The 14714-nt window shown below is 67.3% G+C and carries 11 protein-coding genes; 10 read left to right on the plus strand and 1 reads right to left on the minus strand.

The features are described from left to right. Positions 1–154 precede the first annotated feature (154 nt). Complete coding sequence (locus ACHQ4I_RS31270) at positions 155–1312, plus strand: FIST signal transduction protein (protein ID WP_420775471.1); 1158 nt, start codon at positions 155–157, stop codon at positions 1310–1312. Continuing rightward, entirely contained in the window at positions 1309–2058 is a 750-nt protein-coding gene (locus tag ACHQ4I_RS31275; protein WP_420775472.1) for a Mut7-C RNAse domain-containing protein, read from the plus strand. The genes ACHQ4I_RS31270 and ACHQ4I_RS31275 overlap by 4 nt, the downstream gene beginning before the upstream one ends. Before the next feature lie 25 nt (positions 2059–2083). Here ACHQ4I_RS31275 and ACHQ4I_RS31280 read toward each other — a convergent pair whose 3' ends face one another. Further along, entirely contained in the window at positions 2084–2797 is a 714-nt protein-coding gene (locus tag ACHQ4I_RS31280) for a FadR/GntR family transcriptional regulator (RefSeq protein ID WP_420775473.1), read from the minus strand. A gap of 147 nt (positions 2798–2944) precedes the next feature. Here ACHQ4I_RS31280 and ACHQ4I_RS31285 point away from each other — a divergent pair, with 147 nt between their 5' ends. The 8 genes from ACHQ4I_RS31285 to ACHQ4I_RS31320 all read left to right on the plus strand — a co-directional run bounded on the left by ACHQ4I_RS31285 (position 2945) and on the right by ACHQ4I_RS31320 (position 14707). Continuing rightward, complete coding sequence (locus ACHQ4I_RS31285) at positions 2945–4417, plus strand: amino acid permease (protein WP_420775474.1); 1473 nt, start codon at positions 2945–2947, stop codon at positions 4415–4417. Beyond that, positions 4414–5481: an asparaginase gene (locus tag ACHQ4I_RS31290; protein WP_420775475.1), complete on the plus strand. Its 1068-nt coding sequence runs from the start codon at positions 4414–4416 to the stop codon at positions 5479–5481. The genes ACHQ4I_RS31285 and ACHQ4I_RS31290 overlap by 4 nt, the downstream gene beginning before the upstream one ends. A gap of 13 nt (positions 5482–5494) precedes the next feature. Beyond that, positions 5495–6919, plus strand: a complete 1425-nt coding sequence (locus ACHQ4I_RS31295) for an aspartate ammonia-lyase (RefSeq protein WP_420775476.1) — start codon at positions 5495–5497, stop codon at positions 6917–6919. 118 nt (positions 6920–7037) lie between these two features. Further along, entirely contained in the window at positions 7038–7619 is a 582-nt protein-coding gene (locus ACHQ4I_RS31300) for a DUF2267 domain-containing protein (protein ID WP_420775477.1), read from the plus strand. 298 nt (positions 7620–7917) lie between these two features. Beyond that, positions 7918–9585, plus strand: a complete 1668-nt coding sequence (locus tag ACHQ4I_RS31305) for a fatty acyl-AMP ligase (RefSeq protein ID WP_420775478.1) — start codon at positions 7918–7920, stop codon at positions 9583–9585. 14 nt (positions 9586–9599) lie between these two features. Further along, positions 9600–9866 carry an acyl carrier protein gene (locus ACHQ4I_RS31310; protein ID WP_420775479.1) on the plus strand — a complete coding sequence of 89 codons (267 nt, stop codon included), beginning with the start codon at positions 9600–9602 and terminating at the stop codon, positions 9864–9866. Continuing rightward, positions 9863–14062: a type I polyketide synthase gene (locus ACHQ4I_RS31315; protein ID WP_420775480.1), complete on the plus strand. Its 4200-nt coding sequence runs from the start codon at positions 9863–9865 to the stop codon at positions 14060–14062. The genes ACHQ4I_RS31310 and ACHQ4I_RS31315 overlap by 4 nt, the downstream gene beginning before the upstream one ends. A 150-nt stretch (positions 14063–14212) precedes the next feature. Beyond that, entirely contained in the window at positions 14213–14707 is a 495-nt protein-coding gene (locus ACHQ4I_RS31320; protein WP_420775481.1) for a YbhB/YbcL family Raf kinase inhibitor-like protein, read from the plus strand. The last annotated feature ends 7 nt before the right edge of the window (positions 14708–14714 follow it).

Below are 14714 nucleotides of genomic sequence, written 5' to 3' on the forward strand. Positions count from 1 at the left end.
GACAACCACGGCACCGGGGTGCCACCGTCGAACGCACGGCCACCACCACACCGACGCCGTCAGGACCGCAACTGCGTGACTTGGCCCGCTTCGGCCGAAATACGTTGTGCGACAACAACAACCCCGTTCCCGCAGGGTTCGCTACGATGGAAGGGTGCGGATCGGAGTCGGACTCTCCACCGCGCCAGGAGCGCGGCAGGCAGGCGTGGAAGCCGCAGCGAACGCACGCGACCAGATCGCGGGCGAGCCGCCATCGCTCGCTGTGCTGCTGGCGTCACGGGCACACACCGATGCGGCCGCGGCCGTACTCGCCGGAGTCCACCAAACGGTCCGGGTGCCCGCACTTGTGGGATGTGTGGCGCAGGCGATCGTGGCCGGCGACCGCGAGATCGAGGACGAGCCCGCGGTGGCAGTCTGGCTGGCCTCCGGGTTGCCCGCCGCCGCCGAGACCTTCCAACTCGACTTCGTCCGCACGGCGACCGGAGGGCTACTGGCGGGCTACCGATTCGACAAGGCCGCCCGCGACTTCCATCTGCTGCTGCCGGACCCCTACTCGTTCCCCGCCGACGTGCTGCTCGAGCACCTGAACGCCGATCTGCCCGGCACCACCGTGATGGGCGGGCTGGTGAGCGGCGCGGGCGGGCCCGGCGGCTGCCGGCTGTTCCACGACCACGATGTGGTGACCTCCGGCGCCGTCGGCGCGCGACTTCCCGGCCTGCACGGTGTCCCCATCGTGTCGCAGGGCTGCCGACCGATCGGGTACCCGTACATCGTCACCGGCGCGCGTGGCGCGGTGATCACCGAATTGGGCGGGCGACCGCCGATCGAGCGGTTGCGCGACATCGTCGAGGTGCTGCCACCCGATCAGCAGGAACTGGTGACGCACGGGCTGCAGATCGGCATCGTGGTCGACGAGCATCTGGCAGCGCCCGGGCAGGGCGATTTCCTGATTCGGGGGCTGCTCGGCGCCGACCCGTCGAGCGGCGCGATCGAGATCGGCGAGATCGTCGAGGTGGGCACGACCGTGCAGTTCCAGGTCCGTGATGCGGTCGGGGCGGACCACGATCTGCGGGCGGCCCTCGTACACATGGATTCGGACCTGCCCGGACGCCCGGCCGGTGCGTTGCTGTTCACCTGCAACGGACGCGGTCGGCGGATGTTCGGGGTCGCGAACCACGACGCCGCGACAATCGAGGACTTGCTCCATGGCATTCCGCTGGCGGGCTTCTTCGCCGCGGGCGAGATCGGCCCCATCGCGGGCCGCAACGCGCTGCACGGATTCACGGCCTCGATGGCGGTATTCGTCGAATGAGCGTCGACATGCGGGTCTACGCCGAGCTGAACGACTTCCTGCGGCCCGACGAGCGATATACGGTGCTGCGCCGATCGTTCCGTCCGCACCAGACCGTGAAGGACGTCATCGAGGCGGCCGGCATCCCGCACACCGAGGTCGACCTGGTGCTGGTCAACGGGCAACCGGTGGCCTTCGACCAGCGTCCGCGCGAGGGCGATCGGATCGCCGCCTATCCCGTGTTCGAGACCCTGGACATCGGCCGGGTTACCCGGGTGCGCCCACACCCGCTGCGCGAGCCGCGCTTCGTCGTCGACGTCAATCTCGGCGGCCTCGCCAAACTGATGCGGCTGATGGGCCTGGACGTGGACTGCCGGTGGGACGCCGATGATGCCGCACTCGCCGAACTGTCGGCGGCCCAGCACCGGATCCTGCTCACCCGCGACCGCGGACTGCTGAAGCGGCGCAATGTAACTCACGGTGTATACGTCCGGTCGGACCGGCCGATCGATCAGATCGTGGAGGTGATCCGGCGGCTCGACCTGGTCGAGCACCTGGCGCCGCTCACCCGCTGCCTGCGCTGCGGTGGCGCCGTCGTCGCGGTCGGCAAAGCCGAGGTCGAGGATCGGCTGCAACCGCTGACTCGCCGTCATTACGACACGTTTCAGCAGTGTCGAGGCTGCGGGCGGGTCTATTGGCGCGGCTCGCACCAGGTCCGGCTCAATGCGACCGTCGCGGCGATCCGCACCGGGCTTAATCGATCCTGACACCGTCCCTGGCGAGATGGCCGGGCTATTTCGACGCCGTTGCGCCGCCGACGGCGACCGTGGGAGCGCCGATCCGGGCTACCGTCTCGGCGACGCGCTCCAGGTGCTCGGTCATCGCGGCGCGGGCGGACTCCGGTGAACCGGCCTCGATGGCCCGCACGATGGCCTCGTGCTCACGGTCGGAATCGGCGCGGCGGTCCTGGGTCAGGTTGAGGAATTCCGATTGCGGGTCCAGCGCGCGGCGGGTGTCGGCGACCATGGCGGCCAGCATCGTATTGCCGCTGGCGGCCGCGATCGCGGTGTGCAATTCGCCGTCGTATTGCACCCATTCGTGCGCGTCCGCGGCCGCGGCCAGCTTGTCGAGGATCTCGAACAGCCGCCGCAGGTGCTCCGGTGTGCGTCGCTCGGCGGCGAAACCCGCGGCCGGGATTTCGACGAGTCGGCGCGCCTCGATCAGGTCAGCGGCGCCGACGCCCGCGAAGGTCGGCTGCGTATCCGCATTCTTGGAGATGACGAAAGTGCCTCGGCCGGTGTGGGTTTCGGTGAGTCCGAGGATCGCGCAGGCATGCAGCGCCTCGCGGACCACCGGTCGGCTCACGCCGAACTGCTTGGCCAGGGCCAATTCCGCGGGCAGACGGTCGCCGACCGCGTAGTCCTCGCTCTGGATGAGGCTCTTCAACCGACGAAAGACCGCTTCGGTGGCGCCGATGCGCTGCACGTGTCCTTCTTCGACCGTCACCGAACCAGTATCGCATTGACAGTCGCTGTGACCCCCATTACAGTCCAACCTGTCTGACAGCCTGACAGCCTTACTTCTGAGCGTTATACCAGCGCCGAGGCGCCCGCCCATCAGCGGAGGCTGGATCCGGCCCATTGGAAGGTTTCGATGCAAGACCACGACCAACAGTCGACCGCCACCGCCAGCGCGCCCGCACCGCGCATCGATATCGGCGACCTCGGCTACCAGAAGCGGCTGCGCAAGCGCCACATGCAGATGATCGCGATCGGCGGTTCGATCGGCACCGGGTTGTTCCTCGGCGCCAGCGGCCGGATGGCGCTCGCCGGTCCCTCCCTCGCCCTCGTCTACATCGTGTGCGGGATCTTCACCTTCATGGTGGTGCGCGCGCTCGGCGAACTGGTGATGTACCGACCATCGTCCGGGGCGTTCGTGTCCTATGCCCGCGAATTCCTCGGTGAGCGCGGCGCGTATTCGGTGGGCTGGCTGTACTTCCTGAACTGGTCGACGACCCTCGTCGCCGACATCACGGCGGTCGCGCTGTACGCGCATTACTGGTCGTTCTTCGTGCCCGTGCCGCAGTGGCTGCTCGCCCTGATCGCGCTGACGGTCGTCGTCGGGCTCAATGTGGTGTCGGTCCGGCTGTTCGGCGAGCTGGAATTCTGGTTCGCGCTGGTCAAGGTCGGGACCATCGTCTTGTTCATGGTCCTCGCCATCGGGTTCATCCTCACCGGCGCATCGGTCGACGGGAATGTGCCCGGCATCTCGACGATCACCGATCACGGCGGGCTGTTCCCGCGCGGGCTGGCACCGATGCTCACCATCGCCCTCGGAGTGGTGTTCGCCTTCGGCGGCACCGAGATGATCGGTGTCGCCGCAGGCGAATCCGACAATCCGCGGGCCGTGGTGCCGCGCGCGGTGAACTCCATCATGTGGCGGATCATCCTGTTCTACGCGGGGTCGGTCATCCTGTTCACGCTGCTGCTGCCGTGGACGGCCTACTCCCCCAGCGAAAGTCCGTTCGTCACGGTGATGAGCTCGATCGGCATCCCGCACGCCGGCGATGTCATGAATATGGTGGTGCTCACCGCCGCGATGTCGAGTCTGAACGCGGGGCTATACGCGACCGGCCGCACCCTGCGCTCGATGGCAGTGGCGGGCACGGCGCCGCGCTTCGCGCAGCGGATGAATCGAAGCGGCGCCCCGTACGGCGGAATCCTGATCACCAGCGTGGTCGGCATCGCCGGGGTGGTGCTCAATCTCGCCATGCCGCACAAGGCCTTCGAGATCGTGCTGAACCTGGCCGGATTGGGCATTGTCGGCACCTGGGCGTCGATCATGATCTGCCACTGGATCTTCGTGCGCAGAGCCCAGCAGGGGCACTACGACCGGCCCGCCTTCCGGCTGCCCTACGCGCCGGTACTCAATATTCTCACCCTCGGCTTCCTGGCCGCGGTGATCGTGCTGATGTTCTTCGACGCCGAGATCGGTCGCATCACGCTGGCGGCGTTCCTGCTGGTCGTCGCGGCCATGGTCGCGGGCTGGTTCCGGGTTCGCGGCCGGCTCGATCCGGACGTGCTCGCACCGATGCGGCGGCCCGGCACCGGATCGGTGGACGCGTGACCGCTCGAGAAATCTCGGTTGCCACTGTGCCGCAACCTCTTTCGGAGATCAGCGTCGACATCCTCTACACCGGGGGAACATTCGGGATGGTCGATCACGGTGACGGCCTGCGGGCCCGCCCTGGCCTCGGCGGCGAGATCGCCGACGCCATCGCACAATTCGAGCGCGCGAGCGGCATCGCGGTTCGGTTCGACTACACCGAACTCGAGCAGGTCATCGATAGTGCCGATGCCGGCCCCGGCACCGCCCGCCGGATCGCCGAACGGGTCCGGTCCGGTATCGCCGACCGGCGTCCCGACGGGGTCATCGTCGTGCACGGCACCGACACAATGGCCTACGTGGGCGCTCGGATGGCGTTCGAACTGCACGATCTCGACGTGCCCGTCGTGCTCACCGGCGCGCAGATCCCGCTGGGCCAGCCCGGCAGCGACGCCATGAGCAACCTGAGCCTGGCGCTGAACCATATTGCCGCCCAAACGGTTCCGGGAACCTTCATCGCCTTCGGCGCCGCGCTGCATCCCGCCGTGCGGGCCAGCAAACGCGCTAGCGACGACTACGACGGCTTCACCACGGTCCGGGAATTCATCCGGCCGCCGACGCCGCCCCGGCTCCCCGAGATCCCGCCGCGCGCCGACAGCCCACCGGTCGGACTGTTCGCCGTGTTCCCCGGCATGCATCCGGACCTGCTCGACGCGGCACTGCACCACTACCGCGGCGGACTCGTGCTCGAATGCTACGGCTCGGGCACGCTGCCGCTGCACGGTCACGCCACCGCGGCGGCCATCCGCGCGGCCACCACACGCGGGACGCCGGTGGTCGTCATCACCCACTGTGACAGCGGCGCAGTCGATCTCGACCGCTATCAGCCAGGGCGCGCCCTGCGCGATGCCGGCGCCATCGGCGGCGGGGACCTGACCAGGGAGGCCGCACTCGCGAAACTGGCCTATCTGGTCGACCTCGGCATCTCCGGTAGCGGGCTGCGCCGGTGGATGACGACCAACTTACTCGGCGAACTCTCGAATCACCTTGCGATACAGCCGATCCCGAATCACTCATACAACTGAACCGGAGCTCCCGATGATCGAAAGCACGCGCACCGAACGCGATTCCCTCGGCGCCCGCGCGGTACCACGCGAGGCCTACTGGGGCGTCCACACCGCCCGCGCGCTGGACAATTTCGCCATTACCGGCGACCGCATCGGCAACTACCCGGCCCTGATCACCGCGCTCGCCGCGGTCAAGCAGGCCGCCTGCCGCGCCAACCGGGACCTGGGCCTGCTCGACACCCGCCGCGCGGACGCGATCGATGCGGCCTGCGACGAGATCCGCGGCGGCGCACTGCACGATCAATTCCCCATCGATCCCGTCCAGGGCGGGGCCGGGACCTCGACGAATATGAACGCAAACGAGGTCATCGCCAACCGCGCGCTGGAACTGCTCGGCCACGACCGCGGCAGCTATACCGAACTCGACCCGCTCGACCACGTGAATCTCGGCCAGTCCACCAACGACGTCTATCCGACCGCGGTGAAACTCGCCGTCGTGCACCACATCCACGACCTCGTCGCCGCGCTGAGCCGACTGGCGACCGAATTCGACAGCAAGGCAAGTGAATTCGCCGACGTCATCAAGATGGGGCGGACCCAGCTGCAAGACGCGGTGCCCATGACGCTGGGGCAGGAGTTCGGCACCTTCGCGATCATGGTGCGCGAGGACTGCGCCCGCCTCGACGAAGGCACCGCGCTGCTGCGCGAATGCAACCTCGGCGGCACCGCGATCGGCACCAGGATCAACGGCCACCCCGACTACCCCGCGCTGGCCTGCACCCATCTCGGCGAGCTCACCGGCGTCGCGGTGACCTCGGCCGCCGACCTCATCGAGGCCACCCAGGACTGCGGCGCCTTCGTGCAGGTCTCCGGGATCGTCAAACGTGTCGCCGTCAAGCTGTCCAAGATCTGCAACGACCTGCGGCTCATGTCCTCGGGGCCGACCACCGGTCTCGGTGAAATCTCCCTTCCCCCAGTACAAGCCGGATCATCGATCATGCCGGGCAAGGTCAATCCGGTCATCCCGGAGGTCGTCAACCAGGTCGCGTTCGAGGCCGTCGGCAACGATATGACCGTCACCATGGCCGCCGAGGCCGGGCAGCTCCAGCTCAACGCGTTCGAACCGATCATCGCCTACAGCATGCTCCGCACCACCGCGCACCTGAGCGCCGCCGTCGACACCCTCGCGACCAAATGCATCGCGGGCATCACCCCCCACCGCGAACACCTGGAACGGGGCGTGCGCCGCTCGATCGGCATCGTCACCGCCCTCACCCCGCACATCGGCTACGCCGCCAGCGCCCGAATCGCCAAGCAGGCACTGCACACCGGCCGCTCCGTCGAGGAGATCGCCACCGAACTCGCCCTACTCCCGGCCGACACCGTGCAATCACTTCTTGCGCCGCACCGGCTCGCCGGGCTCGCGAGCCCGGCGACGGGAGATGCGATCCCGTAGCCGGGCAGCCACCGGTCCGGCCCGCCGTCGTGCCTCGGATCGCGATCAGCGATGCCATCGAAGGGGGCAGTGGGAATACCCTGGATTGTGGGGGTTCATGAGATCGAAAGAAGGCGAAATGAACCGCGAAGGTGACCCATTCGCCCACACCGAACAGACAGCGCGAATCTGGCTCGACACCGTGATGGATTGTCTGGGGACCAGTGATCGCCGGTATGCGCATCGTGTGCTGCGCGCGTGGCTGCACATTGTGCGTGATCGTCTGACGGTGGATGCGGCGGCGCATCTCGGCGCGCAACTACCGGAAGTGTTGCGCGGCATTTACTACGAGGGCTGGCGTCCGAGTGACGTTCCGAAACGCTACGACAAACCCCAGTTCGTCGAGCTGTTCGCCGGCGCGGCCAGGATCGCCGCCGACGATGTGCCGCTCGCGGCGACCTGCGTGAGCTCCGCGTTGCAGGATCGGTTCTCCCCTGGCACGTTGGAGCACGCCCTCGGGCAGGTGCCGCCTGCCATGCGGGAATTCCTGGTGCCCGCTGAACCGCCCCCGGCCAGGTCGGTCGGCCCGCGCGGCACATCCGACCGGTTGGATCGGCTGGAGCGGTCGGTCGAATCGCTTTCGGCCACGCTCGCGCGCATCGATCAGCGGCTGGCCGGCCTGCCCTCGGACCAGACCGGTAAGTACGAGACCGTCTATTAGTGCGGGCAGGCACGACAACCCGCACCGAACCAGGAATGATCCGGTCACGAAACCCCCGCCCGTGCGGCGGTGGCGGATACCGTGGCCGCGACTAGGACTGTGCGGGCATATCGACGCGCCAGCCCGCTGTTGACCGGGTGTTTCGCGGGTCTCCCGGCGACCGCGTACACCCAGGGTGCAGACTGCGCACCCTCAGGTTTGCTGGGCACTACCTGAGGTCCCTACTTTCGGCGGGGCGCAGCGTGGACAGTCATTTGTACTCCCGATGACGTCTCTCCCCCCGAAGGAAAAACACTCTATGCAGCCGAGCTATGTCCACCATCTCCGACGGCGAGTACGCGAATACGGGGACACGAGGACGTACACCTACCTGCGTGAGGCCGGTCGCGAGCTCGCTGAGGAGATCGTCACCTATCGCGAACTCGATCGCGACGCCAGGGCGGTGGCCGCTTGGTTGGCACAACGTCCGGAATCGGCGCAGCCGGTCCTGCTGCTCTATCACGACGGCCTGGCCTTCCTGCGGGCATTTCTCGGCTGTCTGTACGCCGGTGTGGTGGCCGTGCCCGCGCCGCTGCCGCACGACGAACGCAGCACGCGACGCGTCGTCGGCATGATCGAGGATTCCGGTGCGCGACTGGTGCTCACGACCGCCGACGTGCACCCACTGGTCGCGGCGGCGACCAGCGCGACCGTCGTCGCCACCGACGGTCCGCTCGGTGATCCCGACGCGTGGCGCATGCCCGAAATCGACGCGGGGACGATCGCGTTCCTGCAGTACACATCGGGTTCGACCGGCACACCGAAGGGTGTCGTCGTGACGCACGGCAACCTCATGCACAACGAGGCCGCCATCGCCGCGCTCGGATTGGACGACTCGATGACCGCCGTCAGCTGGGTCCCTCAGTTCCACGATATGGGGCTGATCGGCATGCTGCTCGGAGCGGCCTACACCGGCATCAATCTCGTATTCATGGCGCCGACGACGTTCCTGAAACGTCCGGTCCGATGGCTGCAGGCCATCGACAAATATCGCGCGACCCTCACCGCCGCACCGAATTTCGCGTATGAACTGCTCGTGCGGCGGGTGAGCGACGACCAGTTGGCCGAACTCGATCTCAGCACCTTGGCGATCGCGATGTGCGGGGCGGAGCCGATCCGTGAGCGGACCATCACGGCGATGCTCGAGCGGTTCGCGCCAGCCGGTCTGCGGCCGACGGCATTCCTGCCCGCCTATGGTCTTGCCGAAGTGACATTGATTGCCAGCGGTGGAGCAGTCGACGCGGCACCGGTCTATTTGGACTCCGAAGGCGGCGCACGGCTCGTCGGCTGTGGCTCGCCCGCCCGCGGTCTCGATATCCGCATTGTCGACCCTGATACGGGGGAACAGTTGCCGGACACCATGATCGGTGAAATCTGGATCCGCGGCGAAAGTGTCGCGGCCGGTTACTGGAACCGCGCCACCGAGACCCGCGACACCTTCGAGGCATATATCGGCACCGAAGGACCATTCCTGCGCACGGGCGACCTCGGCCTGCTGCGCGATAACGAGTTGTTCGTCACGGGCCGCCGCAAGGATCTGCTGATCATCAACGGCCGCAACGTCTATCCCCAGGATATCGAGGATCTGGTACGTGAGCTGCATCCGGCACTCGCCGCCAGCGCCGGTGTAGCGGTCGCCGTCGACGCGGGCGGCCGGGAACGACTGCTCATGGTGCAGGGTGTACAGCCCGCACTGCTCGATGCCACGACATTGACCGAGCTGACCTCGTCGATCAAGGTCGCCGTCGCCCGTGGCTTCGATGTGCCCGCGCCGAATGTCGTTCTGGTGGAACGCCGCGCGGTGCATCGCACCACCAGCGGCAAGGTGCAGCGCAGCTCGATGCGTGACGCATTCCTCCAGCACCGCATCGACGGTGTCCTGCACGAGGACCTCGAGCCGGCACTGACCCCAGCACTGAACGTCTGAACCAGGAGTCGAACTTGTTCACCACCACTTTGACCCGCCCGACCACGATCGAGGGCTGGCTTGTGACCCGCATCGCCGACTACACCGACCGTGCACCGCACCAGGTGCATCCGACGATCCCGCTCGCCGAACTCGGCCTCGACTCGGTTTCGGCGGTGAGCCTGTGCGGCGAGATCGAGGACCGCTGGCACCTCGATATCGACCCGACCATGGTTTTCGACTATCCCACCATCGCCGATATCGCCGAGTATCTGTCCGCCGAACTCACCGAAGCCGCATGACGGATATCGCCATCGTCGGCCTGGATTGCCGATTCCCGCAAGCACCCGATCCGAATGCGCTGTGGCAGTTGCTGCTCGACGGACGAGACGCGATCTCGGAGGTGCCCGCGAACCGCTGGCACGCCGATGACTTCCACGACCCCGCCGGTGCGCCGGGCACCATCAATACCCGCAGCGGTGGATTCATCGATGACGCGGACGCGTTCGACCACGAATTCTTCGGTATCGCACCGCGCGAGGCCGAGGCGATGGATCCACAACAGCGCCTGCTGCTGCAGGCCACTTGGCGCGCCTTCGAGGATGCCACGCTCGATCCGCGGGCCCAGTCCGGTTCGCGCACCGGTGTTTTCGTCGGCGTTATGGCGAATGAATGGGCGAATCTGCAGATGAGCGATTACGCCGCCATCACGCCGCAGCACGGTTCGGGCAATGGGTATTTCATGACCGCGAACCGGCTGTCCTATCAGCTCGATCTGCGCGGCCCGAGTATCGCGGTCGATACCGCCTGTTCGTCATCGCTGGTCGCGATCCATCTCGCCTGTGGCGCACTGGCTTCCGGCGAATGCGATCAAGCGGTCGCCGGTGGCGTGAACCTCGTTCTCACCCCGGCCATCGGTGTCTTCTACACCCAAGCGGGCCTGTCCGCGCCCGATGCCCGCTGTAAACCGTTCAGCGGCAACGCCGATGGGATCGTGCGCGGCGAGGGTGTCGCCGTGCTCGTCCTGCGGCGTCTGGCCGATGCGGTGGCCGAGGGACTGCCGGTCTACGCGGTGATCAAGGGCAGCGCGGTCAACTCCGACGGCCGCAGCAATGGCATCACCGCGCCGAACCGGTGGGCACAGCAGCAGGTGATCACCGAGGCCTATCAGCGGGCCGGGGTTCGACCCGAGGACGTGGACTTCATCGAAGCACACGGCACCGGAACGATTCTCGGTGACATGATCGAGGTCAAGGCGCTGGGCGCACTGCACGGGACGAACCGCGCCGAACCCTGCGGCATCGGTTCCATCAAAGGCAATCTCGGCCATACCGAGGGCGCCGCGGGCGTCGCCGGATTGATCAAGGTCGCGCTCGGCCTGCACCACGGTGTTGTCGCGCCGACGAGATTCGCAGAGCAGGAGAACCCCCGGCTGCGGATGAGTCACCATGGTCTGCGCCTGGTCGCGGAGCCGATGCCGCTGCACGGACCCGCGCTCGGCGGCGTCAGCAGTTTCGGCATCGGCGGCACGAATGCGCACATCGTGCTGGCGAGCGCACCCGCGACGGCAACTGCGGCGGCGTCGGGCGGTGGCGTGCTCACGCTGTCGTCGAATGATCAGGAAGGGTTGCGGCGCAACGCACTTCGACTCGCCGACGCATTGACCACGATGCCGGAGGATCGGTTCGCGCAGCTGTGCTGGACCAGTAACCAGGTCAAATCCTCCGGACGCACTCGACTCGCGATCGTCGCGGCCGATCGCGCCGAGGCTATCGCACGCCTGCGGGGTGAGCCGGAATTCGGTGTGGCACACCCGGTCGACACCGGATGGATGTTCACCGGTCAGGGCTCGCAATTCGCCGGAATGGCAAGGGCGTTGGACGCTGTGAACCCATCGTTCCAGCACGCCCTGTGGGCAGTCGACGATTGCATGATCGAGTACCTGGACCGATCGGTGCGTGACCTACTGCTCGACGAGAGCACCGATATCGACCGCACCGAACTCGCGCAACCCGCCATCTTCGCGATGCAATACGCACTGGCTCGCTCACTCGCCGACGCGGGCGTGCGGCCCGCATGGCTCATCGGACACAGCATCGGCGAATTCGCGGCCGCCGCGGTCGCGGGCGTTTTCGACCTCGACGACGCGTGTCGGCTGGTGGTCGCGCGCGGTCGGCTGATGCAGCAGTTGCCAACCGGTGGCGCGATGCTCGCGGTACGCGCGGCCGAGGACCGGGTTGCCGATCTGCTCGCCGAGCAGCCGTTGGTTGCGGTCGCCGCCGTCAATGGCGCGGCGGACCTGGTGCTCTCCGGTCCGGCCGCGGCGATCGAGCGGATCCGGGAGGCACTCGACAAGCGTGCGGTGATCACGAAGACGCTCAACGTTTCCCACGCGTTCCACAGCCCGCTGATGGCGCCGATGCTGGCCGAGTTCGAGGCCATCGCCCGCGACTGCGTCTACCGTGCACCGAACATTCCCGTCTACTCGACCGTCCGCGGCCGCCTGCTCGAAGCGTCCGAACCGATGGACGCCGCGTACTGGACCGAACACGTCCGTGCCACCGTCAGATTCGCCGATGCCGTGGATGCGGCACTCGGCATCGAGCCCAGCCATGTCATCGAGGTCGGCCCGCGAAAGGTGCTGGCGGCCCTGGTCGGCCGGATGCGGCCCGAGCTGGCGGCGCGCTGCCTCGCACCCAGCCCGGGGCCGGGTGCGACCGGCGCCGAATTCGCCCAAACCCTCGCCGCGCTGTATCGCGACGGTTTCACCCCCGATTGGGATCAGCTCTACGGACCGGCGCAGCGAGTCCGTCGCCGCCTGCCGACATACGAGTTCTCGACCGAACACCGATTCTGGGTCGAACCCCGCACCAGCACAACGACTTCCACCACTTCAGAGGCAACCACAATGGACCAGTTGATCGCGCTCTTCCGCGAACAGGCCGCCGTATTGGCAAGCGTCGCAACGACACCCGCCGAGATCGCGACGCTGACCCCCGAACCGGCGGTGAGCGCGGACAGCGCCGCCGACCTCGTTCGCGCGGAAGTGGCAAGGGTGAGCGGCTTCCCGGCCACCCTGCTGCGGGACGACCGAACCATCACCGATGGCCTCGGACTCGATTCGATCATGCTCACCGACCTGTTCGGCGGGCTCGCGCGCAAACTCCCGGGAGTGACCATCGATCCGACCTGGTTCACGGCGACGACGACGCTCGGCGATCTCATCGGCTACGTCGCGGGTCAGGTCACCGACACGCCGGCTCCGGAACCCGAGCGGGCGGCCGTCGCGCCGGAGTACCGGATCTGCGACTTCGCCGAGGTGCGCGCGATCGACGACCGGCTCGCGGGCGCCGAAGCGCTCGGCCTGTCCAACCCGTACTTCCTGGTCAACGATGGCGTCACCAGGGACACCTCGGTGATCGACGGCGCCCCGGTGCTCAACTTCTCCAGCTACAACTACCTGGGCATGTCCGGGCATCCGGCGGTCGTCGCGGCCGTCCAGGACGCCGTCGCCCGCTACGGCAGCTCGTGTTCGGCCAGCCGCGTGCTCTCCGGCGAGAAGCCGGTGCACCGCGAACTGGAGGCCGAGCTCGCCGCATTGCTCGGCACCGAGGACGCGATCGCACTCGTCGGCGGTCATTCGACGAATGTCACGATCATCGGGCACCTCGTCGGACCGGAGGATCTGGTGATCCACGACAGCCTGGCGCACGACAGCATCCTGCAGGGCTGCAAACTGTCCGGCGCGACCCGTCGTCCGTTCCCGCACAACGACCACCGGGCACTCGACCAACTGCTCACCGAAATCCGGCACCAATACCGCCGGGTCCTGATCCTCATCGAGGGCATCTACAGCCAGGACGGCGACATCCCCGACCTGCCCGCCATCATCGAGGTCAAGCGCAAACACCGAGCGCTGCTGATGATCGACGAGGCGCACAGCGTCGGTGTACTCGGCGCGAGCGGCGGCGGGATCGGCGAACACTTCGGCGTGGATCGTGGCGAGGTCGAGCTGTGGTCCGGCACCATGTCGAAGGCGCTGGCCGGATGCGGCGGGTATGTGGCGGGCAGCGCCGAACTGATCCGCTTCCTGAAATACACCACGCCGGGATTCGTCTACAGCGTCGGTATGACGCCGATGAATGCGGCCGCATCCCTGGCGGCCATGCGCCAGCTGCGGGCCGATCGCGCGCCGCTCGACCGGCTGCGGCACAACGCGCAGCTCTTCCTGCGCCTGGCCCGCGACGTCGGTATCGACACCGGCGACAGCCTGGATACCCCGATCATCCCGTGCATCGTCGGCGACTCGCTGAAGACGCTGAAACTGTCCAATGCGCTGCTGAGGCGCGGCATCAACGTCAACCCGATCCTGTACCCCGCCGTGCCGGAAAACCTTGCGCGCCTGCGATTCTTCGTCACCGCATGCCACACCCGGGATCAGATCCGCGACACCGTCAAGATCCTCGCCGAGGAGCTGGCACTGCTCGCGGCACACTGACCATCTCGAACGACAAATCACACCGAACGCTGCGGTTTAGCAGGTGTCTCAGCGGTAACTCGCAGGATGATGACGCTGCTCGGCGAGCGCGAAATCGCCGCGCTGCGAGTACACGCGGGCAACGCTCAGCACAATCGATGGGAGGAAACGATGGCGAATCCTGCTAGCCACAAGTCCGACGTGCAGCGGACCCCGCTGCGTGCCGAGCTGCGCAGTGCCGCGTTCAGCGACCACACCACGATGCCCGACCGCTACTCATACGACGGCGGAAATGTACCGCCGCCGCTCGAGTGGCACGGCATCCCCGAAGACGCCGCGGAGTTGGTCCTGCTCTGCGAGGACCTGGACGCACCTGGTGGCCCGTTCACGCATTGGCTCCTGACCGGCATCGCACCCACTGCGACCGGCTTCCGCGCGGAGGCGTCGCCACCCCGGGCCGTCGCGGGTCGCAATGACTTCGGCGAAGTCGGCTGGAGCGGTCCCCGGCCGCCCGTCGGCGACGATCCGCACCGGTACTTCTTCCGCCTCTACGCCCTCGACCAGCCGCTTGGGTTCACCGAGGAAACCAGCGTCGACGTGGTCCGATCCGATATCACCGACCACGTCATCGCCAGCGGCACCCTGGTCGGGCTATACGCCCGCTGACCGCTGG

Origin of the sequence: Nocardia nepalensis, assembly GCF_048910785.1 — a bacterium.
Lineage (GTDB): Bacteria > Actinomycetota > Actinomycetes > Mycobacteriales > Mycobacteriaceae > Nocardia > Nocardia nepalensis.